This is a genomic window from Streptomyces sp. NPDC060000, assembly GCF_042737375.1.
Classification (GTDB): Bacteria; Actinomycetota; Actinomycetes; order Streptomycetales; family Streptomycetaceae; genus Streptomyces.
The window spans coordinates 1-21512 of the sequence record NZ_JBHWUU010000073.1 but is presented as its reverse complement, the minus strand read 5'-3'; the positions used below and the strand labels follow the sequence as shown (position 1 = coordinate 21512).

Here is a 21512-nt window from a genome sequence, read left to right as displayed (position 1 = left end):
AACTATATAAGTGAAAACGATGCACTTGCTGTTAACAGTGACGGCTTCTACCTTCGAGGTGCGGGGCAGGGACAGCGTCCGTGAACACCCCGCCTCTACCGACCCGAGGGAATGCCCCATGACCACAGCCATGCCTTTTGACCCCGACGCCACGCTCCTGTCCGCGGTGACCGCTGCGGTGGAGGACGCCGGAGTCACCCTGCGGGAGCGCTACACGACCCACGCCCGGGGCGTGAGCCTGGAGGAGGTCGTCGGCGAGATCCACGCGAATGACGACGCAGTCCTCGCCGTGCTGCGAGAGCCGCTGCTGCGGGCGAGGGCGGGATCGCAGTGGGCGGAGGACGAGCTGGCCGGCGGGGCGCTCCCGCCGGGCGAGTGGTGGGTCGTCGACCCGGCCGAGGGCAACATCAACCACGTTCACGGCATGCCTGACTGGGCCGTGACCGCCACCCTGGTGCGCGACAACCAGCCGGTCCTCACGGTCGTTCACCTCCCGCTGACCGGCGACACCTATACCGCCACCGCCGGCGGTGGCGCCCACCTCAACGGCCGTACGCTGACGGTGTCGGCGAAGAGTGACCTGGGGGCCGCGTTGGTCGGCACCGGACAGGCCCGGCCCGGCGAGAGCACCGACACCTTCCGCCGCATCGGGCAATCGGTCACCGCCATGCTCACCGCCGGTCTGGTTGTACGTGTGTCCGTGCCGGCCACCCTGCAGCTCATCCACGTCGCCGCCGGACGTATGGACGCCTTCTGGCAGTTCTCCGACGTCCGCTCCGGTCTCGTCGCGGGCGCCCTACTGGTCGCCGAGGCCGGAGGCACCGTCACCGACTTGGACGGCAAGCCCTGGAACGCGGCCAGCCGCGATTTCCTGGCCGCCGCCCCCCAGATCCACACCACCGCGCTGGACGTCCTGTCCTCGATCTGATCGGCTCCCCTGCCGGACCACCTTGGCCCTGCCACCCCAACTCGCAATCGCGCGGGCAGAGCCGGGTGTTGTGGCTGGTGGGGTGTTGTGGGTGTACACGAAGGCGCGTACGCCTGGCCGTCGGGTCCGCTCCGTTCCACTTCGTTCCGCCCCGAGCAATGTGCGTCGTGCCGTCGTGCCGTCGTGCCGTCGTGCCGGGGGTACGGAAAGTCCTCACCACCCAAGCGCAGTTGGTATCCGTCTTGCCGGCGCCGCTACGAACGTAGGGAATTACGCATGACGATCACCGTGCCCTGTGGCGTTGCCGAGCTGACCGAGATCATGGCCTACGCCGACTTCGCGACCAGCGCTCCGGCATCAGTGCAGGAGGCCCTGGGACTCGGCACCGTGCACACCGGCGCCACGCAGGCACTGGTGATCCGCGAGGACCCGAGCCACTTCTTCAACCGGGCAGGCGGTTTCGGCACCGACCGCCCGATCACCGTCGAGGACGTGAGCCAGGTATGCGACTTCTACCGGGAGCAGGGGGTGGCGCAGGGCTCGCTCATGATCGCACCACCCTTGCTGCCGCCCGACTGGGACGCCACTGCCTCGAAACTGGGCCTCACCGAGGGCAGCCGATACACCAAGCTCGGCCGAGACCTCGAAACGGCGCCCACCCCCACCGGCCTTCCCGTCCTGGACCCCGGCTGGCGGGTCGGCGTCTTCGATGTCCAGCAGACCCGTGAGTGGGCCACCGTCATGATGACCACCTTCGGGTTCACCGCACCGGACATGATCGAGATGGCCGCGTCGTTCGTGGGCAAGGCGAACTGGCGGCAGTACGCGGTCTGGGCAGGTGAGCGCATTGTCGCGGTCGGGAGCGTCTTCTTCAACGCCGACTGCGCCCACATGTTCGCCGGGGCCACGCTGCCGGACGCGCGCGGCCACGGCGCCCAGTCCGCGCTACTCGCCGCCCGCCTCCGCGCGGCCGCGGACGAGGGCTGCCGATGGATCGTCGCCGAGACGGGCGCGGCGGACCCCGCTGAACACAACCCGTCCCTGCACAACCTGGTGCGCGCCGGCTTCGAGCCGATGTATGACCGGGTCAACTGGCTGTGGCGCGCATAGAGCGAGGCCATGGTCCGCAGTGCTCCGGACAGACAGACAGACAGACAGACAGAAGACAGACAGGCCGGACGGCCGCACACCGCATGTCACCCATCCGTTCAGGGCGGGACCCGTCACAGGCTCCGACCGCTGAGCCGTAGCCGGCACGATCCACAGACTAGGACAGCCATGACCACGCTTTCCACAGCGCCAACCACCCCACCGCAACGGGCTCGCCGGGTCCTGTGGAGCATCCCGGCCCGGCTGCGCAAGAGCATCCTGGTCACGCACGTCGCCTCGGCGGGAGCCTGGATCGGCATCGATGTCATCTCCATCGTCCTGGTGGCGATCGGTTGGGCACGCGCGGGCGAGGAACGCACCACCGTATATCGCGCACTCGCGGACTTTTTCGTCGTCCCTCTTCTGCTCTCAGCACTCATAGCAGGGGCGGTCTGCCTGCTCACCGGTGTCCTACTGGGGTTGGCGACCAAGTGGGGCCTCGTACGCTACTGGTGGGTCGCTGTGAAGCTGGTCCTCAACGTCGTCGCCTGCGCGATGATGCTGGCGTTCCTGGGTCCCGTCACCGAACTCGCCACGGGCGAGCAGCCGTTGCAGGACATCTGGTTCGTCTCGTTCCTCGCCGCCACCGCCATGGCGCTGTTGAGCTTTGCCATGGTCCTCTCGGTCTTCAAACCGTGGGGCCGAGTCCGCAAGTAGCGCAGCCCCCGGACGATCGTGGCACAGGGGGCCTTTGGTCAGCGTGGTGCCGCGTGCGGTCCTCTACGTGCGTATGCCCGCGCCCGCCATCCACCAGCTGTCCCGGGTCGCCGCAGGACGTATGCCTATGCACCGGCAGTACGGGGAGCGCGCGCGGTCCGGCTTGGGCGGGATGGTGTTGCTCGCCAAAACCGGCGGCATCATCACCGGCGAAGGGCCGGCCGTCGCAGCCGGCTGACGAGCATCACGTCAGCACGCCGGCTCTGCACGCCGACGCCGACGCCGTCGCCCTGCTCGCCGCAACCCTTTGAACCCGCCCTCGGCCGCCTCGCGGGCCGATCTCGGTGGCGCCTCGCATCACCCGTACACGAACAACCACCGCTGAAGCAGCAGCTTCTGCTCTCATGTCCCTCAACTCTCGGAGATACCTGCCATGTCTACTCCTGCCATGTCCGCTCCTGCCGTGCCGAGCGCCCTCACCGACGACTCGGCAATGCTCCCCGCCGTCGTCGAGGTCGCCGAACGGATCGGCGCCCGCGTACTTGCCCGCTACTCACCAGATGCCCGACCGGTCACCCGTGAGGACATCATGAGCCGCTTCGGACCTATGGAAGAAGAAGCCGCCGAGGGCGTTCAGGCTGCCCTGGCCGCGATCCGGCCGCAGGCCACCTGGCTGGGCGAGGATGAGGAGGAACAGCACCAAGGCGGCCTGCCGGCCGGCGAGTGGTGGGTGAGCGACATCGTCGAAGGCGCGATCAACCACCTGCACGGGCTGACCGAATGGGGCACCACCATCACCCTGGTCCGCGACAACGAGCCTGTGCTCGGCGTGGTGCATCAGCCCATCGGCAACGTCACCTATACCGCCGTGCGCGGCGGCGGTGCCTTCCGCAGCGGAACTCGGCTGCAGGCGTCCGCCAAGACCGACCTCAAAATGGCGATGATGACCACCAGCCAGGACGGCGGCGAAGACCAGGCGCAACGCCGGCACATGGCGAAGGCATTCGCCGCCATGCTGGGCAACGCGTTGCTGGTACGCAGCACCATCCCCACCACCTTCCCGCTGCTGGGCGTGGCCGCCGGCCAGTACGACGCCTACTGGCAGTTCCAGCCCGAGATGTCAGGGGTGGGCGCTGGTGTGTTGCTCGCTACCGAAGCCGGCGCCATAGCCACCGACCTGTACGGCCGGCCCTGGCGGCCGGGCGCCGACCTGCTGGTCGCCGCGCCAGGAGTGCACGCCGCCGCTCTGAACGTGCTGTCCAGTACCACCTGAACCGCCGCGGCGTCCGTCACCCGGCAGAAATCGCCAAACCACCAAGTACCGCCTTCCTATGAGGAGTTCGACCATGCATCTCACTGTTTTGGGCGCCACGGGCGCCACCGGGCAGCTGCTGATCCAGCAGGCCCTTGATCGTGGCCACACCGTCACGGCCGTCGCCCGTAATCCCGACCGCCTCCCGGCCACCGGCCATGACGACCAGCTGATCCGAGTGCGCGCCGACGTACGGGACACCGACGCCATCGGCCGTGCGCTCAAGGACGCCACCACCATCATCTCCGCACTGGGTATCCCCAGCCGTGACCAGGTCGGTGTGCTGACCGCGGGTGCTCGTGGCGCCGTGGCCGCCGGCCCCGAGCGCATCATCTGGATGGGGGCGTTCGGCACCGGCGCCTCCGCCGCCGCGGCCGGCGCCCTGACGCGCACTCTGCTGCGGGCCATGGGTGCCGAACTCACCGACAAGGTCACCGCCGACACCACCGTCCTCGACGCCGGGGGCACGGTCTTTCACTGCGGGCCGCTGTCTGCCGGACCGCTCAGCGAACACCGTCGCACCGTGGACTTGAGCCAGGCACCCCATCGGCTCTTCCCCGCCCGCGTCAGCCGCGCCACCGTCGCCGCCGCGATGCTCGACGCCGCCGAAACACCGGACCTGCCCGGCGGCACCTACGTGCCCCTCGACCGCTGAGTGTCTGCCTGGCGTACACGCTGCTCTTCCGGCGACACCGACGTCACCACCATCGTCCTGGACGACCGCCCCTCCCCCAGCCAGGCCTGACCACCACACATCCGGCGACCGGGACGGGGGCCAAGACTTTTCCCGACCGGTCCTTCGAGTCATGGCCGGCCAGGGGGCGGTACCGGCCGGCACCGGTGCTCGTTGGCCCTGCTGCGGCCTCGGGGGGCGGCGGACCGGCGCGGGCCCGCAGGGACCTCGGCCGCCGCAGCCGGTGAGCGAAAGGCAGTCGGGGTGGAGGCAATCCTGCACGTGGCACCTGTTGCGGGTGGGACGACGTGGTCCTTCCTGCACCGGGTGGCGGGACTGCGAGAAGAACGGTGTGACTCCTGATCATGGAGTATGCACTGACGACCAGGTTGTCACGGTGGCCAGGCCGAGCCGTTCAGCGGCCGCGTTGAGCAGTGCGCTCCTCAACCGGTCGGCGGTCTCAGGCAGTGGCTGCCCGAGGGATGCGGTGAAGGCGGCTTCGATCCTGAGCGGGCCACGCGGCAGGGCCGCTGGCCGGCGGACGGACGCCGGCTCGGACACGGGCTCGAGCGGTGCCGACCCGATGCGCAGAGACTCCAGCCGAACACCGGGAATCTCTGCGGCAGCGTGCCCGAGGGCCCGGACGGCTGCATGCTCGGTGATCCAGTCCCGTAGCCGGGCCCGCCGAGCGGGAGCAGCCGGCCCAGGTCGAGCTGGCGCCGTACTGCCTGCCTCCCACACCTCGGTTTTCACCGGCCCTCCCACCCTCTTTCTTCCAGGGGCGCTCGGGCCACTCGTTGGATCACCCCACCGCACGCATGGTCCGCAAAATCGGTCAAAAGATACTAAAGAGAATATAATCTCAATAGAAAGTGCTATCCGAGTGCCGCAAGGGAGGAATTCCCGATGACTGAGAACACCGGCGTAAAGCTTGGCGGTGCGCCCCGTTCTCGCGGCCGGACGACCGTCGCCGATGTGGTCGTGGAGAAAATCGCCGGAATGGCGGCACGCGATGTGCTCGGCGTCTACGCCCTGGGCGGCGGGTTCGCCCGCTCGATGGGATCCATGCGTGAGCGGATGCCTGGCGCCGGTAGTGGCAAATCCGCCACGCGCGGGGTCAGTGTCGAGGTCGGAGAGCTGCAGGCGGCCATCGATCTGGAGATCGTCGTCGACTACGGCGTCTCGATCACAGACGTGGCCGGTGCGGTGCGGGAGAACGTGATCTCCGCGGTGGAGCGGATGGCGGGCCGGGAAGTCGTGGAAGTCAACATCATGGTCAGCGACGTGAAGCTGCCCGACGAGGAGGACGAGGGGGAAGAGCGGCAGCGGATCCAGTAGCCGGGGCGCGCACGGAGCAGCCCGCTTGAGTGAAGGAGCGCGTGATGAGCAGGGCCGTGGTGGGCTTGATGGCCGGAATGGCGCTGGGTTTCGCGGCGTATTTCGGTGACTTCTGGGCTTTCCTGCTGGTGCTGGTGCTGGGTGTCGTCGGTCTCTTGGTCGGGCGGTTCACGGAAGGTGATCTCGAACCGGGCGACTTCATCCACCGCCGGGACCGGCAGGAGCGGATCCGCGATGACCGGCGACGGACTCGGGGAGACTGGCGGCAGTGACCGGTGAAGCCGATCGGCGTCCGGGCGTCCCCGGCGGAGAGCGCGGTGCGATCACCGTCGCCGACAAAGTCGTTGCGAAGATCGCTTCCCACGTGGCGCGTGAGGCGCTGAGCCGGTTCACCGCGGCGGCCGGCCATGTGCCACCCAGCCGCCGGACGCCACGCGTGACCACATCCGTGCGGTGGGCACCGGAGCGGAATACCGCAGGACGAGACGCCGAACCCGCCGCGGGACGGCAGGCAGTGCTCGGCGAGGCACGGCTGCGCATCGCCGTCGAGCTCGGCTATCCGTCCGACATCGGGGCGCAGTGCGCCGCAGTGCGCCGGGAGGTGACCGAACGGCTCAGGACCTGGGCCGGCATGGAGGTCTCCGACCTCGCGGTGTCGGTCGAGAGGCTGCACTCGGTGCGGGCCCGGCCCACGGACCAGGAGAGGGTGAGATGAGCGCGAACACCTGGCGGCAGTCGACCGGCGACAGCGGCCTTCCCTCCGAATCCGCAGAGGCGGCTCCGTCCGCCGATGGCACACCGGGCACGGGCGCGACGGCGGCGATCGACGGATCAGACCGGTCGGCGCGCCGTTTCTGGTCTGTGCGGCGGATTCCCGCGGCCTTGGTGGCGCTGCTGTCCGCCGCGGCCGTTGGACTGCTCCTGTACGACGTGGTCTCGGTGCGGACAGACCGGTCCGCGATGCGCTGGCGGCGGCGGCTCGCCGAGGAACTGGCCACACGGCCCCTGGACGACATCTGGATGATCGTCGGGGCCGCGGTGGCGATGGCCCTCGGCCTGTGGCTCTTCCTGCTGGCGGTGACGCCGGGACTGCGCAAACTGCTGCCCATGCGGCAGCCCACCGGTACCCCCGGGACGGGGGAGGTCCGCGCCGGGCTCGACCGCCGCGCGGCGGCCCTGGTTCTGCGCGACCGGGCCATGCAGGTGCCCGGTGTCCAGTCGGCACAGGTCGATGTCGGCCGCCGGAAGGTCAATGCCCGGGCCCGGGCACATTTCCGCGATCTCCAAGAGGTTCGCGCGGACCTGGACGCCGCGCTGGGAGAAGCCGTGACGTTCTTGGGTCTCGCCCGGCAACCCACGCTGACCGTGCGCGTCCGGCGCCCGAAGAAGGGCTGAGGTGATCCTGATGCTCAAGACGGTGAACCGGGTGCTGCTGGGGCTTCTCGGCCTCGGACTGTTCGCTCTGGGCAGCGGCGTGCTGCTGGGCGGGCTTGATCTGCAGCGCCGCTGGGGTTTCGGCATGCCGGGCTGGTGGCCCTTCCGTGGGCCGGACGATGTGGTGCTGGGCGCCGAGGGACGTACCCGGTGGCGGGAAGAGGGCTGGTGGTGGCCGACCGTCATCGCGGTGCTCGCCGTGCTGCTGGCCCTGCTGCTGTGGTGGCTCCTTGCACAACGCAGACACCGCCTGGACCGGGTCCTCGTCGACAGCGAAGACGGCGCGGTGGCCCGACTCGACGGCCGCACACTGGAGGACGCGATCGAGGAAGAGGCGCAGACCCTGGAAGGGGTCTCGCGGGCGCATGTCCGGCTGACGGGCCGACGTACTGCTCCGACCGCACGCGTGCGGCTGTTGCTGGAGCCTTACGCGGATCCCGCGCGGACTCTGGGGCGACTGAGCCGGGAATCACTCGCACACGCACGAGACTCGGCCGGCCTGGACCGCCTCCCCTCGAAGGTCCGGCTCCGGGAAGCCCGCCACCGCGCCCGACGCACCGCCTGAGATCCCCTGGGCCGTAGCCATATGGGGGTACATGGAGCTCGTGCTGCGAGGCGCTCCGGATTCCCGAGACCACGCAGACACCGCACGGTTCCTTCCCAGGAGGCATCCCGTCATGGTCGTCTTCCTGACCCTGCTCATCGCCGGAATCGCTCTGGTCGCCATCGGCGCGGCCGTCGACGGCATGCTCTACCTGATGTCCATCGGCGTACTGCTTCTCATCGTCGATCTGCTCTACATGGCGGCCCGCTCCATCTGGCGCTCCACCCGGCGCCCGGCCCGCTGAACAGACCGGCCTCTTCTGGATGCTGGTCATCGAGGCCGGCTCCTGGCCCACGTTCGACGCTCGCCGTATACCTGGAGGCGATCTTCCTCCACGTTCGTCCTGACCGGCCGGAACCGGGAGGCTGCCTTCCAGCAGATCAAGGCCGACCACGATCTTCCGGGCAGGAGTTGGAGCTCAAGCCAACACCGAGCTGACGCGACCGATCCACGTCATCCACGTCATCCACGTCAACCGCACCGCCGTCTGATCGAGGACGGCGCAGAGCGGTAGCGGGCCCGTGCCAGGGCGTGGGTCAGGCCACCAGTCCGGCGAGGGGTTCGGAGTCGTCGATGAAGGCGCGGGCCACATCGGCCAGGCGCCGGTTGTGGGCGCGGGCGTAGCCGCGCAACGCGCTGAACGCCCGCTCCATGTCGACGCCCTGGCGTTCGGCGAGCTTCCCCTTGGCCTGTTCGATCAGCACCCGGCTGTGCAACGCCGCCTGCAGCTGCTCGTTGAGCACGGTGCTGCGCTGGGCGGTGCGTTGTTGCAGCAGGCTGATGGTGGCGACGTCGGCCAGAGCCTGGGCGATGAGTGTGGCGGGCGGGTCGAAGGGGCCAGAGGCGGCGCGGAAAAGGTTCAGGGCGCCCACGGTCTCGTGCCGCAGGCGCATGGGCAGGGCCTGGACGGCCCCGAAGCCGCTGCGGTGGGCCATCGTGACGAAGCGCGGCCAGCGGTCGATCTCCCTGGTCAGGTCGTGGACGATCACCGGTGCGCCGGTGCGGAAGCACTCGAGGCAGGGGCCTTCGTCGTTCTGGAGCTGGAAGAGCTCCAGCAGCCGCACCTGTTCGTCGGAGGCGGCCATGACGCGGAGTTTGCCGTCCCGGTCGGCGAGCAGCACCCCGGCGGCGCTCGCGTCGAGCATGCTGACGCAGCGGTCGGTCAGCAGGCGCAGGAAGTCGATGAGGTCGAAGTCGGCGACCAGATTGTCGGCCAGCTCGACGAAGGTCTTGGCCAGAAGCTGTTGATCCATCGTGGGCACCCTCGATTGAGACCAGTCCCTGCCCGAAGGGGCGGGAAGTACGGCACGTTCCTCGGCCGGCACCGATACGTCAGGTTGCCTCCCGGGTCTGATCCGGCTCCGCGTCCGGTGGGAAACGAAGCCGGCGGGCCACCACGTCCGCAGCCACGTCGGCGAGCCGTCGTCCCTGCGCATAGGCGTGGGCGCGGAGCCGGACGAAGGCCTCATCGATGCCGACTCCGAGCTGGACCGTGAGCATCCCGGTGGCCTGGTCGATCTCCGCCCGGTAGGCGCCCAGGTCCTCGAAGCCGCGGTGCGGCACCGGTCCGTCGGTGGGTGCGCCCCTCTCGTCGATCGTCGCATCGAGCAGGAGGAGGGTCGCGAGATCGGCGAACGCCAGCGCGTCGGCCAGTTCCTCCGTGTCGAGCACGGTCGGAGTGCCGGCGTAGAGGTCCAGAACTCCCGGGCTGATCGCCCCCATCTGCAGGGGGAGCGAGAAGACCGCGCGGGCTCCGGCTTCCAGGGCCGCATCGGCGAACACTGCCCAGTGATCCTGCAGTTCGATGGTGAGCAGATCGGGTGTCAGGACGGCCGAGCCGCGTGCAAAGGCCTCCACGCAAGGCCCCTCACCCAGTGTGAGCTGGAGCTCTTCCAGTTGTCGGCTGATGTCGTCGGTGCTGCACAGCGGGTGGCTCGCCGCGGTCCGGGACATCGCCGACAGTCCGGCCCCTGCGACCGGGAGTGCGGCCACGGCCGCGGTGCACACGTCCACCACACCGGCCCGGGCACCACGCCGGGCGGCCTGCTCGGCCACCAGTGCCTGGATACGGGCCGACCGGCTGTCAGGGCCCACTCGGGCCACCGCATCCGGGCATCGTGACAAGGCCCTTCAGCCTCGCCGTGGTTCCTTCCCCGAGGGGGGCTGCCGGCGTACGCAACGTGGTGGGACGAGCCGGACTGTGGAGCTTTCCGAGGTGCAGCCGCCCGGGGGAGAAAAGCACAGCGGAGGTCGAACGAGCGGCCCGGTCCACCGAGGTGTCGAGTGACGCCTGATGGCCGGTCGACGGCCCCTCCTGCACGGGAGGGGCAAGGACACAGGCCCGCGGGTGCGGCCGGATCGGGACGCCACCGAGCGCGAAAGCCCTTCCGGGCACTGTGAGTCGTCTGATGCCGCGTGGCGGTGATCCGTCGAAGCCGAGCCACGAGGAGCCGTCGCCGCGTACCGGAGACCGACGTGATCGCACCGGACCCTTGGCGGACGCCTCACCGCCTTCGGGCTTCCAGGACTGCTGCTGCCGAGGGCCGACCGTCATCGCACATCGCCCAAGAGAACAGGCGCCGGCGGGACCGGCCCGTGCGGCGGGGCTGGGGCGGGCGCGGCCGGAGCGTCCCCGGGAGGAGAGGGCCGCGGGCCGAAGGGAGGGCCGAGGAGCAGGAAGCCGCAGCCGGTGAGCTCGAGCATCCGAGCCAGCATCGGCGGCGGGTGGTGCAGCCGCAGGGCCCCGCCGGCCACGGTGGTCTGTTGCGCAGCGCGGAGGAAGGCGTTGAGGCCGCTGCAGTCGCAGAAGCGGACGGAGGTGAGGTCGACGTCGATGGTGTGGCTACCGTCGCGCAGGCACCGCTCCAGGGAAGCACACAGCAGCGGCGCGGAGTCGAGATCGATCTCGCCGGACAGGGTGATGAGCGCCCGATCCATTCGGGCATGGCGGTACACGGTGAGCTGGGGAAGGAGCATGACGCCTCGGTTCGGAAGACCATCCGGCAGCGGGCGCGGTGGCGCCGGGGTCCCGGCCTTCTGGGCGCGCTGCCGACAGGGCGTACGTTCGGCGGAGGCAGGGCAACGGCCGGTCCGACAGCCTGCGCAGCAGGACGGTGGGCCCACCCGGTTCCCTCCAGGAATGCGCCGGGTGACAGACGAAGAGTCCGCACCCCGCAGCCATCTGCGTTCAGCAACAGCATGGCGCCGGGGTCTGGGACGTCTGCACAGCAGCATAGCCCTCGTGCCGTGTGGCGGACGGTCCGAAGCCGCCGGGTCCCAGGATGCGGACGATGCAAAGACACCGTGGCTCGCTCTTGTCCGAGGCACTGAACGGTATCCGGAGGCGAAGCGTCTGGGCACCCGAGTGCGGCAGTTCCGTGCACGCCGGCCTCAGAAGCCGGGCCCAGTCCGGAGTCCCCGCACGCGTCTGGGCCCGAGGCTGCCGACGGTGTCGGAGCACCGTGGCAGAACAACCATTGCGGAGGCCGGTCGGAAGCGGGCCGCAGCAGGATTCCGGGAGCGGGTCCACCACGCACCGTTAAGCCGACTGTGATGCCCAGAGCGGCAACTGGGACGTCAGTCACGCCGCTGTGACTGAACAACGCGGGGAGCGCTTCAAGGGGCGCGTCGGCGCGGCAGCGGCGAGCGCCGGGACACCGAGACACCGAGACCTAAACGATCGTCTTACACAAACGTATTGTACAAGCGTATGGATTTCGTCTACGGTAAACCCATGACCACCGACATCGCCAAGCGCTCCGCGCTCACCATCGACGACCGCGCCCTCTCCTACGTGGACTTCGGCGGCCCGGGCCTCCCGCTGATCGCCCTGCACGGACACATGTCCGAGGGCATGTCCTACGCCGATCTCGCTGGCCGCCTCGCCCCGGAGTGGCGGCTCATAGCCCCCGATCAGCGCGGCCACGGCGACTCCGACCGGGCGGCCGACTACAGCCGGGAGGGCTACCTCGCCGACCTCGAAGCCCTCATGGACCACCTGGGCCTGGACCAAGCGGTCCTCCTCGGCCACTCGCTCGGCGCGATCAACGCCTACCAGTTCGCCGCACGCCACCCCGAGCGTGTGACCGCGTTGATCAACGCCGAGGGCTGCGCCGAACTCGGCCTGGACGGAAGCAATCCGCTGGCGTTCGTCCTGAACCTGCCGGACGGCACCGCTCCCAGCCGGGAGAAAATCGTGGCGCAGCTCGGCCCGTTCGCCCCGTACCTCGAGTCCGCCGTCCGCGAGCGGCCGGACGGCACCTGGGGCCTGCACTTCCACCCCCAGGACATCTACGACTCCGAGGACGAGGTCCACGGTGACCACTGGGCCGACTGGACCGGCTCCGCGTGCCCCGCGCTGCTGGTGCGCGGCGCCGAGGGCGGTGTGCTGTCGGCGGAGCAGGCCGGGCGGATGGCCGCCCGGCGGCCCGGCACCCGCCTCGTCGAGCTGGAGACGGACCACTTCGTGTATGCCAACGACCCGGCCGGCTTCGCGGCCGCGGTCCGCGGGTTCCTCGCCGCGGTCTGACGCTGTCCGCGGCCGTCCCGGCTGCCCAAGGTCACCAAACAGGACAGCTGGTGACTGAGCGCTTCACCGCCGCCCGCCGCCCTCAGGCGTCCTCCGCGTTCGGGCGGTGCAACACGTCGCGGTCGCGGTCGAGCGGTCGAAGCGGCTGGCTTCCGCTGCGGATCCGGTCAGCCGGTGCAGCCAGAATCCGTACGCCGCCGACTCCATCCACTCCTGCGTCAGATGCAGCTGCCACCGTCTCGCGCCCCGGTCGTATACGGCCGTACGCACCTGCTCGGCAAGCCCTCGCGCCGGTGGCGATTCCAGCCGGCCGGCCAGGCCGACGAACACCCGCAGCGCCACCATCCGCGACGGCGCCAGCTCCACCAACCGCCGCCCAGGCCCCGGTCCCGGCTCGCAAGCCGTCGGGGCCGGCCGGACACCGGCATAGGCGAGCAGGTCGTGCCCGGCTGCCGACAAGCCGACCGCCCAGCGCACCGGACGGCCCTCCCACGCCGACGATTCAGCGCGCGTCTCCCGGCCGGCCGTCTCCACCAGGCCCTCCCCCGCCAGAGGACGCGCACGCCGCTGCAGCGACGGTGCTACCGCCTGCGGCACCCAGCCGTGCTCGGCTTCCTCCTTGAGCAGTGTGATCACCTACCGCCAACGATCGCGACGCCGCAGCGCCACCCCACCCGATCAGGAAGGTTCAACTCCGGTGGCAGTCGGGATCCCTGCGAATAGTCGCCGATGAGGCGCCCGTGGCCGCCACCCGGGCTGTGTCGGCTTTTCCAGGATGGGGCCGGGCAGGGTCCACGGCATGCGCTGCGCGCGTGCGGGGCCCCGGCCTGATGGACCGGGACCCCGCACGGCCTTCTGGTACGCCGTCGTCGGCTCCATCACCGCGATGGTCATCTTCGCCAAGCGCGTCGTTCACCTCGCCGAAGTCACCGCCGTCACCGACCCCGACGGCAGCACGGTGGTCTACCGGGTCACCGGAGAGATGTTCTTCGCCTCCTCCAACGACCTCGTCGGGCAGTTCAACTACGCCGGCGACCCCTACAAGGTCGTCATCGACCTGACGGCCGCCCACATCTGGGACGCCTCCTCCGTCGCCGCCCTGGACGCCATCGAGACCAAGTACGCCCAGCGCGGCAAGACCGTCGAGATCATCGGGTCCAACGAGCCCAGTGCCCGGATCCACGAGAGGCTCAGCGGCGAACTCGCCGGCGGTCACTGACCAGCGCATAGGAGCAGTTGAGGGCTGCCAGGAGGTGCCACTTCCCGTGGCGCCCCTCGTGCTCGGGCGCCGGGCTGGAACCGAATCGGCATTGCACCGGGTTCCCGGTCGGGCTCAGCGGTGCTCGGGGTTGTCCGCCCCCGGCCGGCAGCCGGCGTCCCACTCCGTGCGCTGGTTGCCGTGGGCGGGGATGCCTCCGGCGCGTTTGAGCATGGCCGCCAGGTGCATCAGGTTCCAGGTCATGAAGCTGGTGTTGCGGTTGGTGAAGTCGTTCTCCGGGCCTCCGGAGCCGGGGTCCAGGTACGAAGGACCCGGCCCCGCGGCGCCGATCCAGCCCGCGTCGGCCTGCGGCGGGATGGTGTAGCCGAGGTGCTGGAGGCTGTAGAGGACGTTCATGGCGCAGTGCTTCACGCCGTCCTCGTTGCCGGTGATCAGACAGCCGCCGACGCGCCCGTAATAGGCGTACTGCCCTTGGGAGTTGAGCAGGCTGGAGCAGCTGTACAGCCGCTCGATGATCTGCTTGGTGACCGAGCTGTTGTCGCCCAGCCAGATGGGCCCGGCCAGCACGAGGATGTCCGCGGTCATCACCTGCTCGTACAGCGCGGGCCAGGCGTCCGCGGTGAAGCCGTGCTCGGTCATATCGGGGTAGACGCCGGGAGCGATGTCGTGGTCGACGGCACGGATCTCGTCCGTGGTCACTCCACGCCCGTCCATGATCGCCCGGCTCTTGTCGATGAGTCCCTGGGTGTGGCTGAGCTGGGGGGACGGCTTGAGTGTGCAGTTGATGTAGAGCGCACGCAGGTCGTCGAAGCGGTAACTGTCCTCAGCTGGGAGGGGCGGTGCTGCCATGGCGGGCTCCGGGAGGAGAACGGACAGAGTCGAGGGGCGGGGACGATCAGAGCTCCGCGCCGCCATGGCGGCAGCGTCTCGCGGAATGCGCGCATTGTCCCGCTGCGACGCACCGGCACACGGAGCTTTCCCGTGACTCCTCCCCCGGTTGAAGCCGGGGGCCTCTCGCTATACCGGGTTGGCGTCGCGGCGGACCAGCCCGGCCCGTAGAACAGAACATTGGTGGCTCCGACTGTGTCGGCGTGTGCGGTGGGGTCGCAGGAGACGCAGTGGAACTTGATTCACTCACCGGGGGCGGCGCGCCTCGCCCGATTTCTGCGGTCAGGCGGTGAACCCGTGAGGTGCCGGGCCGTTGCTCGGCACCAGTTGGGTGAGCAATAGTCGGTGAGTTCCCGGCCCCGTCCACGACCGACCGGCGTTCTTGAGAGTGCCTGTACCAGGACCTGTTACCTCGTCCGGGTGACGGGAGCCGGTTCTGACCCAACCTCGCCCCGAGTACGCAAGCCTCATTGCTGACGGGATTCCTTCAGTCTGGGTGAAGTCGAGGAGGCGTGGGTTGGCTCTGGCCGTCGTACGCGACCTGCGCGAGTACCGGGCCCCGGCGGGCGAGGAGGAACTCGCCCAGTTCGAGACCGATGTACTGGCGGGGTTCGTACTCGCACGGGCGTCGGCCGGGCTGGTCGACAGCACGATCCGCAACGACACCAACCACCTGGACCTGATTCGGGACTGGTTCGGCCGCCCGCTGTGGGACATGGAGCCGGCCGACGCGGACGTGTACTTCGGCAAGGTGCTCCGCGACGCCAAGCCCTCGACCCGGACCGGCCGGGCGGGGGCGCTGGCGGTGTTCTTCCAGTTCCTTGAGCTGCGGCACAAGGTCGAACTGCACAACCTCACCGGCCGTGTGGTCGAGTGCCCGCTGGACGAGATGAACCGGCCGCGGGCCTCGGTGGAACCGCAACTGCGCATCCCGCCCAGCGAGGACTCACCCCGCACGTGCTGCGGCACTTCTGCGCGTCCCAGCTCTACCTCGCCGGCATGACCCTGTTCGCCATCCAGGAGCTACTCGGACATGTCCTGCTCGACGGTGACAGCCGCGCCAGGCCCCGGTCACACACCTGCCTATACGTCTACTTCGGGTGCGTCAGACCCCTGCTGGAGAACTGGGCGGCCATTCGCGGGCACCTACGGGAGATAACCGTCGCCGACGTCACCACCGGCCTGGCTCCGTTGCGCGGATGGCAGCGGCGCAACGCCATCGTCGGACTGCGCTCGCTGTTCCGCTTCGCCAAGAAGCGCGGCCTGATCTTCGCCAATCCCACTACCCGGCTCAAGACCGAAGAGATCGAGCGCAACCTGCTGCCGATGACCGACGCCGAAGTGCTCGCCGTCGAACGGATCGCCGTCACCCCGGCACAACGACTGATCGTCGCCCTGGCCGCCGTCCACGCCGCCCGCGCCACGGCCATCCGACACCTCACCCTGGACAACCTCGACCTGCCCAACCGCCGCATCTCCATCGCCGGACACACTCAACGACTCGGCGAACTACCCCACCAGACCCTGCTGGCCTGGCTCAACCAACGCCGCACCGTCTGGCCGAAGACCCCCAACCGGCACGTCCTCATCAACGCGAAGACCGCCCTGGGGACCGGGCCCGTCAGCGCCGAATACCTCAAGCGGCACCTCCTGCACCAGGGCATCTACCTCGAACGCATCCGCGGCGACCGGGTCCTGCACGAAGCGCTGACCGCCGGCGCCGACCCGCTGCACCTCGCCCTGGTCTTCAACCTGTCCCACACCACCGCGAGCCGCTACGCGACCATCGCCCAGGACTTGCTCGACGATCAGATCGAGCAGGCCGCCGAGAGCGAATGAGTATCCTGCCGATACAGCAGCGATCGTTATCTAGGGTTATCAAGTCTTTCTGCAGGTTGAGTGGGTGGACTGCTGTGAGTCACATTAGGCACGTTGGTTGCTGGTTCAGCCCAGGAGAGGCCGCTTGGCAGGGCGATGCCTCGACGTTCGTCATGGCCTGCGTCGGCACGGGCCGGCTCAGGAGCGGGTGGCGATGGTCGCTTCGGTGCGGATGGTCTCCTCGAAGCGCCCGTCGGGCTTGAAGGCGATCAGTGCTGTCGCGGGTGCGGCGTGAAGGCCGTCGGCGTGTACGCCGGCTCTGTCCGTCGCGGTCACTTCGAGGGCGCCGCGCTCCTGACGTTGTCGATGTTCTCCTCGACCCAGGACCGCAGCAGATGCAGCGGAACGGCTGCGCTCTGGCCGAGGCCAGTTAGGGCGTACTCGACGTGCAGGGGCACCGCAGGATAGATGGTGCGGTCGACGAGCCCTGTGTCCTCCAGGCGTCGCAGCGTCTGGGTGAGCACCTTGGGGCTGACACCCTGCAGGAGTCGCTGCAGGGCGCCGAAACGCTGTGGGCCGTCTTCCAGGGCTCCGATGGCTAGGGCTGACCACTTGTTCGCGAGCAGGTCCAGCATGGCGCGGCAGGGGCACTGGGCCGCGTAGACGTCGTGGTGGGCGTGCTGCCCGGTCTGGCAGTCGGTGGTCACGGGAACACTCCTCAGCAGCATGCTTCCCATTGGGAAGTAGGTTCCCTTGATGGTAACTACCTCCCTGAGGATACGGTCAAGCCCACTGGACCGGGGGCGGATAAGCGGCCTTTCGGCATGTTTGGTTCAAGGGAGACGACACATGTCCTCGATGCGCGCGGTGGTGCAGCACACCTTCGGCGGCCCCGACGTCCTGCGGGTGGAGGAGGTCCCCCGGCCCGTGCCGCTGCCGACCGAGGTCCTGGTGCGGGTGCACGCCGCCGGGATCAACCCGGTCGACTGGAAGACCCGGGGCAGCGGCGGCATGGCCGGGGTGCTCGGCGAGCCGCCGTTCACCTTGGGCTGGGACGTCTCCGGCGTCGTGGAGGAGACCGGCTTCGGTGTGACCACCCTCAAGGCCGGCGACGAGGTTTACGGGATGCCGTGGTTCCCCCGCGCGGCCGGTGGCTACGCCGAGTACGTCACCGCCCCCGCGCGCCAATTCGCCCGCAAGCCTGCGAGCATCAGCCACGAGCAGGCCGCCGCCGTACCGCTGGCAGCTCTCACCGCCTGGCAGGCACTGGTGGACACCGCCGACATCCGCCCCGGCCAGCGCGTGCTGATCCACGCCGCCGCCGGAGGCGTCGGCCACTTCGCCGTCCAGTTCGCCAAGCACCTGGGCGCCCACGTCACCGGCACCGCCAGCAGCCCCCGCCACGACTGGCTCACCGCACTCGGCGCCGACGAACTCATCGACTACACCACCAGCCGCTTCGAGGAGGCCGCCAAGGACATCGACGTCGTCATCGACCTCGTCGGCGACGCGCACGACAACACCAGCACCCGCTCCCTCGACGTGCTGCGCCCCGGCGGACTGATCGTCGCGATCCCCGCCGGCGTCTCGCCCGAACTCCTCCAGGCGGCCGAGTCCCGGGGGCTGCGCACCAGCGCCTTCCTGGTCGAGCCCGACGGCCCGGCCCTGACCCGCATCGCCGGACTCATCGACGCCGGCGAGGTGAGCGTGGAGGTCGAGGAGGTCTTCCCGCTGGAGCAGGCCACCCAGGCCCACATCCGCGGCGAGAGCGACCGCACCCGCGGCAAGCTCGTCCTTCGCGTCACGTCCTGACCCCCGCCCAGCCACGTACACGAAAGGAAGTTCGCCATGTTCTACGAGCTTCGGCGCTACCAGACCCGGCCCGGGCGCCGGGATCAGTGGGTCCGCTACATGGAGGAAGTTGTCATGCCGTTCCAGGCATCGAAGGGGATGTCGGTCACCGCGTCCTTCGTCGATGAGGAAGACCCGGACGGTTACATATGGATCCGCCGGTTCCAGGACGAGACGCAGCGCGAGGAGTTGTACGCCGCCGTCTACGGGAGCGACCGCTGGCGGGACGAGATCGGTCCGGTCGTCCACGACCTGCTGATCCCGGAGAACTCCGTGATCACCCGCGCCGTCCCCACACCGCGGTCCGCGCTCCGCTGACGGCACTAGAGCCGAGACGCGTCACTCATCAGCAAGAGAAGGTTTTGATGAACACCGCAGTACAAGCGAAGTCCGTGCCCGCACTCTCGATCAGCCGCTCCGCCGCCTCAGCGCTCATCGAAGCGGTGCGCGCGGCGGCCGAGGAAATCGGATTCGCGGCGGCTGTCGCTGTCACCGACGCCGGCGGCCACCTGAAAGCGTTCGAACGTGCCGACGACGCACCGTTCCTGGCCGCCGAGGTCGCCGTGGACAAGGCGTGGACGGCGGTGTCCTACCGCATCGCCACCCATGTCTGGAACTCCTACGTGGCCAACCCCCAGGTCGCCCCACTCACCCACCACCCCCGGCTGATGGCCGTCGGCGGCGGCTACCCAGTGATCGAGGACGGCATGGTCATCGGCGGTATCGGTATCTCCGGCGGCAGCTACGAGCAGGACCAGCAGGCAGCGGAAGCCGCGCTCAGCTCGCTCGGCTTCGACACCCCGGCCTGAGACACGGCCCCTCGCGCCCATGCGGGCGGTATCCGGCAGGACTGGCAGCCGGGCACGCTGTGGGGGGCCGACGCCCCCAGGACGCGCTGAACCTCGCCAGGGACATCGACGTCCACCTCGCGGAAACCCGACGCAGCGCCGCCTCCCTCGACTCCTGGCCAAGCTAGGGGGCGCCCCAGGGGTACGGCGGCCGGAGAGTGTGCCCCCGGCAAAGACGACGGTGGCACCCAGGTCGCACCAGGTGATCGACATGCCGCCGGAGCTGGCACGGTTGCCGAAGTGCCGGTACGTGCCGTACCCGGGCTTGCGGTGTTGAATTGAGCTGGAGGTGTTCCACGCGTGCGATAACGACGAACCCACCGGACTTTCGAGCCCGCCGGCAGAAGACGTCGTGGGTTCCCGGTGAAAGTCCCTCAGTCACGCTGAACTCACGGCCGTCGTGCCGGTAAGAATGCTGTCACCAGCCGCAAACGGCGGTGATCAGTCTTCGGACCTGGTGGGTTGGGGCAGTTCCGCCGTGCTCGTCGCCTCAGCTAGTGCGAGGCGACCGCCCTTCAGCTCAGGCACGTAGTTGTAGATCGTGTTCCTGGAGACGCCGAGGAGCTTGGCGATCGAGGTGACGGTGTTCTCCGGGCGGGCGAGCAGGTCGCGGGCGTGACGTACCTGCTCCTCCGTCATCGCCAGCGGGCGGCCGAGCCGGGCGCCACGGGCACGGGCGGCGTCCAGGCCCTCATTGGTGCCCTGCACGATGAGTTCGCGGATGAACTCCGCCAGGGCCGCGAACACGTGGAAGACCAGGCGCCTGATGGGCTCCGTCGACCCCGATCTGGTCATCACGGCCGAGCACGCCCTGCGCGATGTCCGAGACGTGGGACAGGTCCGCATGCGCTGGATCGGCCACACACTGCGTGCCGAAGCCGACTTCGTCGTCGCCCCGCAGCTCACCGTGGTCCAGGCCCACGAACTAACTCGCGGTCGCCGCCGAACACGCCTCATCCACGCCGTCCCCCGGCTGACTGCCGTCACTGTCCACACCGATTGACCGACGGCCACGGCAAACCAGACGTCGCGCTCGCCCACCACACCGAGGCCTGAACCCCGGCAACCCTCCAGGCAGACCTTCCTCGATCTCCCGCTGGAGGTCTCGCAACCTGAGGTAGCGGGCCACGAAGATGGTTTTCTGCGCACGGCCGACCTCCAGCATCGCCGCGTGCGTGGGGTGGGAGGCGTTGCGGGTGAAGCGGCGCAGGATCGCCTCGGTGGACGCCGTCCGGGTTCGGATCGCGGTCGCGTACTTGATCATCTGGTCGTACTGCTGGGTGATGAGTTCCCAGCGGATCGGGCGGGTCAGCGCCGGGGTCAGCTGCGGGTAGGCGTCCGGTTCGCCGGCCACGGGCCGGTACAGCTTGACCTTGTTGATCCGCTTGATACGCGGCAGCAGGTCGAAGTTCAGCAGCCTCGTGATGCCGAACCCGATTTCCGACTGGCCGTGCGAGTCCGTGTAGTTGGCCTCGACGTCCATGGTGGTGCCGTGCCGCATGGCGCCCTCGATCATCGCGGCGACCTCGGAGGCGGTGCAGTCGATCAGCTGGGAGTGGATGGCCAGGTCCCGCAGGGCAGCCCCCACGATCCGATCGCACCGGCCCGGCGTCGGCGGCTCGATGCTCTCGGCGCGGCAGCGCGCCAGAAGTTCCACCCGGACCTGCTCGGGCCTGCGCTCCTTGTGCGCGACGTGCTCGGCCAGATACGCGGTCAGCTTCTCCGCGTCCGCGACGCTGCACTCACGGAAGCCGAGGTGCTCCCGGACCTGCGCGCGGTGGTACTCGACCGTACGGCCCGTCCAGTCGTAGGACTCCAGCTCCGAGGCAGGAACCTGCACCTGCCGGGCGACGAACTCCACGGCCTCACCGGGCAGCTCTGCCCGGTTCCGGGGAAACCGGCCATACTGCGTATAGAACTTCAGCAGCACGGCGAAGCCCAGTCTCGTCGCACCGCGCTTGCCGGACACGAGCGCCTGCTCGTCCTTCAACAGCGTCCAGTGCTCGACGAGTTCGTCCAGGTCCAACGGAGTACGGGCCACGATCGCCGATCGTCGTCGCAGAGCTTCACCCACCGCAGCCGTACGGCCCAGGACTCACCCACACGGGTGACCCCGTCGCAAGATCAGCGCCGTTTGCGGCTGGTGACAGCATTCTTACCGGCACCCCCAGATCCCCGTGGGTTCAAGGAAACCGAAGGTCCTTCAGCCTGAACCCGCAGGTCCACCGATCTGCTTCAGGTCGGTAGATCCGTGGGTTCGGTTGG

At 69.2% G+C, this 21512-nt stretch carries 26 protein-coding genes and 4 pseudogenes; 20 read left to right on the top strand and 10 right to left on the bottom strand.

Annotation, left to right across the window (positions count from 1 at the left end; all coding sequences use genetic code 11):
* Window positions 1-118 precede the first annotated feature (118 nt).
* From ACFWBB_RS31920 to ACFWBB_RS31865, 12 genes are all read left to right on the top strand, one after another.
* Complete coding sequence (locus ACFWBB_RS31920; protein ID WP_385279267.1) at window positions 119-928, top strand: inositol monophosphatase family protein; 810 nt, start codon at window positions 119-121, stop codon at window positions 926-928.
* Between the two features lie 276 nt (window positions 929-1204).
* Window positions 1205-2038, top strand: a complete 834-nt coding sequence (locus tag ACFWBB_RS31915; protein WP_385279265.1) for a GNAT family N-acetyltransferase — start codon at window positions 1205-1207, stop codon at window positions 2036-2038.
* A 168-nt stretch (window positions 2039-2206) separates the two neighbouring features.
* Window positions 2207-2734, top strand: a complete 528-nt coding sequence (locus tag ACFWBB_RS31910; protein WP_385279263.1) for a hypothetical protein — start codon at window positions 2207-2209, stop codon at window positions 2732-2734.
* Between the two features lie 67 nt (window positions 2735-2801).
* The gene (locus ACFWBB_RS31905; RefSeq protein WP_385279261.1) at window positions 2802-2972 is read left to right on the top strand and encodes a hypothetical protein; all 171 of its coding nucleotides are present in this window, start codon (window positions 2802-2804) and stop codon (window positions 2970-2972) included.
* Window positions 2973-3182: 210 nt separating this feature from the next.
* Entirely contained in the window at window positions 3183-4007 is an 825-nt protein-coding gene (locus ACFWBB_RS31900; RefSeq protein WP_385279259.1) for an inositol monophosphatase family protein, read from the top strand.
* A 73-nt stretch (window positions 4008-4080) separates the two neighbouring features.
* The gene (locus tag ACFWBB_RS31895) at window positions 4081-4701 is read left to right on the top strand and encodes an NAD(P)-dependent oxidoreductase (protein WP_385279257.1); all 621 of its coding nucleotides are present in this window, start codon (window positions 4081-4083) and stop codon (window positions 4699-4701) included.
* A gap of 924 nt (window positions 4702-5625) precedes the next feature.
* The gene (locus ACFWBB_RS31890) at window positions 5626-6057 is read left to right on the top strand and encodes an Asp23/Gls24 family envelope stress response protein (protein ID WP_385279255.1); all 432 of its coding nucleotides are present in this window, start codon (window positions 5626-5628) and stop codon (window positions 6055-6057) included.
* A 44-nt stretch (window positions 6058-6101) separates the two neighbouring features.
* The gene (locus tag ACFWBB_RS31885; RefSeq protein ID WP_385279253.1) at window positions 6102-6329 is read left to right on the top strand and encodes a hypothetical protein; all 228 of its coding nucleotides are present in this window, start codon (window positions 6102-6104) and stop codon (window positions 6327-6329) included.
* Window positions 6326-6772: an Asp23/Gls24 family envelope stress response protein gene (locus ACFWBB_RS31880; RefSeq protein ID WP_385279251.1), complete on the top strand. Its 447-nt coding sequence runs from the start codon at window positions 6326-6328 to the stop codon at window positions 6770-6772. Before ACFWBB_RS31885 ends, ACFWBB_RS31880 begins: the two co-directional genes overlap by 4 nt.
* Window positions 6769-7452: a DUF6286 domain-containing protein gene (locus ACFWBB_RS31875; protein WP_385279249.1), complete on the top strand. Its 684-nt coding sequence runs from the start codon at window positions 6769-6771 to the stop codon at window positions 7450-7452. The genes ACFWBB_RS31880 and ACFWBB_RS31875 overlap by 4 nt, the downstream gene beginning before the upstream one ends.
* A gap of 10 nt (window positions 7453-7462) precedes the next feature.
* Window positions 7463-8056, top strand: a complete 594-nt coding sequence (gene amaP / locus ACFWBB_RS31870; protein ID WP_385279247.1) for an alkaline shock response membrane anchor protein AmaP — start codon at window positions 7463-7465, stop codon at window positions 8054-8056.
* A gap of 112 nt (window positions 8057-8168) precedes the next feature.
* Window positions 8169-8339 carry a hypothetical protein gene (locus ACFWBB_RS31865; RefSeq protein WP_385279245.1) on the top strand — a complete coding sequence of 57 codons (171 nt, stop codon included), beginning with the start codon at window positions 8169-8171 and terminating at the stop codon, window positions 8337-8339.
* Window positions 8340-8631: 292 nt separating this feature from the next.
* Here the strand turns inward: ACFWBB_RS31865 and ACFWBB_RS31860 are convergent, their stop codons facing one another.
* The 3 genes from ACFWBB_RS31860 to ACFWBB_RS31850 form a co-directional block, all read right to left on the bottom strand.
* Window positions 8632-9348, bottom strand: a complete 717-nt coding sequence (locus tag ACFWBB_RS31860) for a GAF and ANTAR domain-containing protein (protein ID WP_385279244.1) — start codon at window positions 9346-9348, stop codon at window positions 8632-8634.
* Window positions 9349-9427: 79 nt separating this feature from the next.
* Window positions 9428-10189, bottom strand: a complete 762-nt coding sequence (locus ACFWBB_RS31855) for an ANTAR domain-containing protein (protein ID WP_385279242.1) — start codon at window positions 10187-10189, stop codon at window positions 9428-9430.
* Between the two features lie 456 nt (window positions 10190-10645).
* On the bottom strand, window positions 10646-11032 hold the full coding sequence (locus tag ACFWBB_RS31850) for an STAS domain-containing protein (RefSeq protein ID WP_385279240.1): 387 nt from the start codon (window positions 11030-11032) through the stop codon (window positions 10646-10648).
* 796 nt (window positions 11033-11828) lie between these two features.
* Here ACFWBB_RS31850 and ACFWBB_RS31845 point away from each other — a divergent pair.
* Entirely contained in the window at window positions 11829-12623 is a 795-nt protein-coding gene (locus ACFWBB_RS31845; protein WP_385279238.1) for an alpha/beta fold hydrolase, read from the top strand.
* Between the two features lie 63 nt (window positions 12624-12686).
* On the opposite strand, the gene ACFWBB_RS31840 is transcribed toward ACFWBB_RS31845, so the two are convergent.
* Window positions 12687-13259 carry a DUF6417 family protein gene (locus ACFWBB_RS31840; protein WP_385279236.1) on the bottom strand — a complete coding sequence of 191 codons (573 nt, stop codon included), beginning with the start codon at window positions 13257-13259 and terminating at the stop codon, window positions 12687-12689.
* A gap of 229 nt (window positions 13260-13488) precedes the next feature.
* Between ACFWBB_RS31840 and ACFWBB_RS31835 the strand changes: the two are divergent.
* A pseudogene (locus ACFWBB_RS31835) lies at window positions 13489-13842 on the top strand (STAS domain-containing protein); the annotation flags it as partial.
* Window positions 13843-13956: 114 nt separating this feature from the next.
* On the opposite strand, the gene ACFWBB_RS31830 reads toward ACFWBB_RS31835, so the two are convergent.
* Complete coding sequence (locus ACFWBB_RS31830) at window positions 13957-14691, bottom strand: flavodoxin family protein (RefSeq protein ID WP_385279234.1); 735 nt, start codon at window positions 14689-14691, stop codon at window positions 13957-13959.
* A 556-nt stretch (window positions 14692-15247) separates the two neighbouring features.
* Between ACFWBB_RS31830 and ACFWBB_RS31825 the strand changes: the two genes are divergently transcribed.
* Together ACFWBB_RS31825 and ACFWBB_RS31820 are read left to right on the top strand one after the other, a co-directional pair.
* Entirely contained in the window at window positions 15248-15733 is a 486-nt protein-coding gene (locus tag ACFWBB_RS31825) for a hypothetical protein (protein ID WP_385279232.1), read from the top strand.
* Window positions 15688-16569 carry a hypothetical protein gene (locus ACFWBB_RS31820; protein ID WP_385279230.1) on the top strand — a complete coding sequence of 294 codons (882 nt, stop codon included), beginning with the start codon at window positions 15688-15690 and terminating at the stop codon, window positions 16567-16569. Before ACFWBB_RS31825 ends, ACFWBB_RS31820 begins: the two co-directional genes overlap by 46 nt.
* Window positions 16570-16746: 177 nt before the next feature.
* Here ACFWBB_RS31820 and ACFWBB_RS31815 read toward each other — a convergent pair whose 3' ends face one another.
* Together ACFWBB_RS31815 and ACFWBB_RS31810 are read right to left on the bottom strand one after the other, a co-directional pair.
* Window positions 16747-16884, bottom strand: coding sequence for a hypothetical protein (locus ACFWBB_RS31815; RefSeq protein WP_385279228.1), 138 nt, complete (start codon window positions 16882-16884; stop codon window positions 16747-16749).
* Complete coding sequence (locus ACFWBB_RS31810; RefSeq protein WP_385279226.1) at window positions 16881-17255, bottom strand: winged helix-turn-helix transcriptional regulator; 375 nt, start codon at window positions 17253-17255, stop codon at window positions 16881-16883. The genes ACFWBB_RS31815 and ACFWBB_RS31810 overlap by 4 nt, the downstream gene beginning before the upstream one ends.
* A gap of 142 nt (window positions 17256-17397) precedes the next feature.
* On the opposite strand from ACFWBB_RS31810, the gene ACFWBB_RS31805 reads away from it, so the two are divergent.
* The 3 genes from ACFWBB_RS31805 to ACFWBB_RS31795 are packed head-to-tail and all read left to right on the top strand — an operon-like array spanning window position 17398 to window position 19208.
* A complete protein-coding gene (locus ACFWBB_RS31805) occupies window positions 17398-18360 on the top strand; it encodes an NADP-dependent oxidoreductase (protein ID WP_385279224.1) in 963 nt (320 codons plus the stop codon).
* 36 nt (window positions 18361-18396) lie between these two features.
* Complete coding sequence (locus ACFWBB_RS31800; RefSeq protein ID WP_385279222.1) at window positions 18397-18717, top strand: NIPSNAP family protein; 321 nt, start codon at window positions 18397-18399, stop codon at window positions 18715-18717.
* A gap of 47 nt (window positions 18718-18764) precedes the next feature.
* On the top strand, window positions 18765-19208 hold the full coding sequence (locus tag ACFWBB_RS31795) for a heme-binding protein (protein ID WP_385279220.1): 444 nt from the start codon (window positions 18765-18767) through the stop codon (window positions 19206-19208).
* Between the two features lie 480 nt (window positions 19209-19688).
* Here the strand turns inward: ACFWBB_RS31795 and ACFWBB_RS31790 are convergent, their stop codons facing one another.
* The gene (locus tag ACFWBB_RS31790; RefSeq protein ID WP_385279218.1) at window positions 19689-20042 is read right to left on the bottom strand and encodes a helix-turn-helix domain-containing protein; all 354 of its coding nucleotides are present in this window, start codon (window positions 20040-20042) and stop codon (window positions 19689-19691) included.
* On the opposite strand from ACFWBB_RS31790, the pseudogene ACFWBB_RS31785 reads away from it, so the two are divergent.
* Window positions 20005-20303: pseudogene (locus ACFWBB_RS31785) on the top strand (cation transporter dimerization domain-containing protein); the annotation flags it as partial. The gene ACFWBB_RS31790 and the pseudogene ACFWBB_RS31785 overlap by 38 nt on opposite strands.
* Before the next feature lie 19 nt (window positions 20304-20322).
* On the opposite strand, the pseudogene ACFWBB_RS31780 reads toward ACFWBB_RS31785, so the two are convergent.
* Together ACFWBB_RS31780 and ACFWBB_RS31775 are read right to left on the bottom strand one after the other, a co-directional pair.
* A pseudogene (locus tag ACFWBB_RS31780) lies at window positions 20323-20814 on the bottom strand (Tn3 family transposase); the annotation flags it as partial.
* A gap of 21 nt (window positions 20815-20835) precedes the next feature.
* A pseudogene (locus ACFWBB_RS31775) lies at window positions 20836-21288 on the bottom strand (DUF4158 domain-containing protein); the annotation flags it as partial.
* Between the last annotated feature and the right edge of the window lie 224 nt (window positions 21289-21512).

Bases quoted from the DNA above. Each gene is read 5' to 3' on its own strand.
- ACFWBB_RS31920 (WP_385279267.1), top strand. From the start codon at position 119: ATGACCACAGCCATGCCTTTTGACCCCGACGCCACGCTCCTGTCCGCG.
- ACFWBB_RS31915 (WP_385279265.1), top strand. From the start codon at position 1,205: ATGACGATCACCGTGCCCTGTGGCGTTGCCGAGCTGACCGAGATCATG.
- ACFWBB_RS31910 (WP_385279263.1), top strand. From the start codon at position 2,207: ATGACCACGCTTTCCACAGCGCCAACCACCCCACCGCAACGGGCTCGC.
- ACFWBB_RS31900 (WP_385279259.1), top strand. From the start codon at position 3,183: ATGTCCGCTCCTGCCGTGCCGAGCGCCCTCACCGACGACTCGGCAATG.
- ACFWBB_RS31895 (WP_385279257.1), top strand. From the start codon at position 4,081: ATGCATCTCACTGTTTTGGGCGCCACGGGCGCCACCGGGCAGCTGCTG.
- ACFWBB_RS31890 (WP_385279255.1), top strand. From the start codon at position 5,626: ATGACTGAGAACACCGGCGTAAAGCTTGGCGGTGCGCCCCGTTCTCGC.
- ACFWBB_RS31885 (WP_385279253.1), top strand. From the start codon at position 6,102: ATGAGCAGGGCCGTGGTGGGCTTGATGGCCGGAATGGCGCTGGGTTTC.
- ACFWBB_RS31875 (WP_385279249.1), top strand. From the start codon at position 6,769: ATGAGCGCGAACACCTGGCGGCAGTCGACCGGCGACAGCGGCCTTCCC.
- amaP (WP_385279247.1), top strand. From the start codon at position 7,463: ATGCTCAAGACGGTGAACCGGGTGCTGCTGGGGCTTCTCGGCCTCGGA.
- ACFWBB_RS31865 (WP_385279245.1), top strand. From the start codon at position 8,169: ATGGTCGTCTTCCTGACCCTGCTCATCGCCGGAATCGCTCTGGTCGCC.
- ACFWBB_RS31860 (WP_385279244.1), bottom strand. From the start codon at position 9,348: ATGGATCAACAGCTTCTGGCCAAGACCTTCGTCGAGCTGGCCGACAAT.
- ACFWBB_RS31850 (WP_385279240.1), bottom strand. From the start codon at position 11,032: ATGGATCGGGCGCTCATCACCCTGTCCGGCGAGATCGATCTCGACTCC.
- ACFWBB_RS31845 (WP_385279238.1), top strand. From the start codon at position 11,829: ATGACCACCGACATCGCCAAGCGCTCCGCGCTCACCATCGACGACCGC.
- ACFWBB_RS31830 (WP_385279234.1), bottom strand. From the start codon at position 14,691: ATGGCAGCACCGCCCCTCCCAGCTGAGGACAGTTACCGCTTCGACGAC.
- ACFWBB_RS31805 (WP_385279224.1), top strand. From the start codon at position 17,398: ATGTCCTCGATGCGCGCGGTGGTGCAGCACACCTTCGGCGGCCCCGAC.
- ACFWBB_RS31800 (WP_385279222.1), top strand. From the start codon at position 18,397: ATGTTCTACGAGCTTCGGCGCTACCAGACCCGGCCCGGGCGCCGGGAT.
- ACFWBB_RS31795 (WP_385279220.1), top strand. From the start codon at position 18,765: ATGAACACCGCAGTACAAGCGAAGTCCGTGCCCGCACTCTCGATCAGC.
- ACFWBB_RS31790 (WP_385279218.1), bottom strand. From the start codon at position 20,042: ATGACCAGATCGGGGTCGACGGAGCCCATCAGGCGCCTGGTCTTCCAC.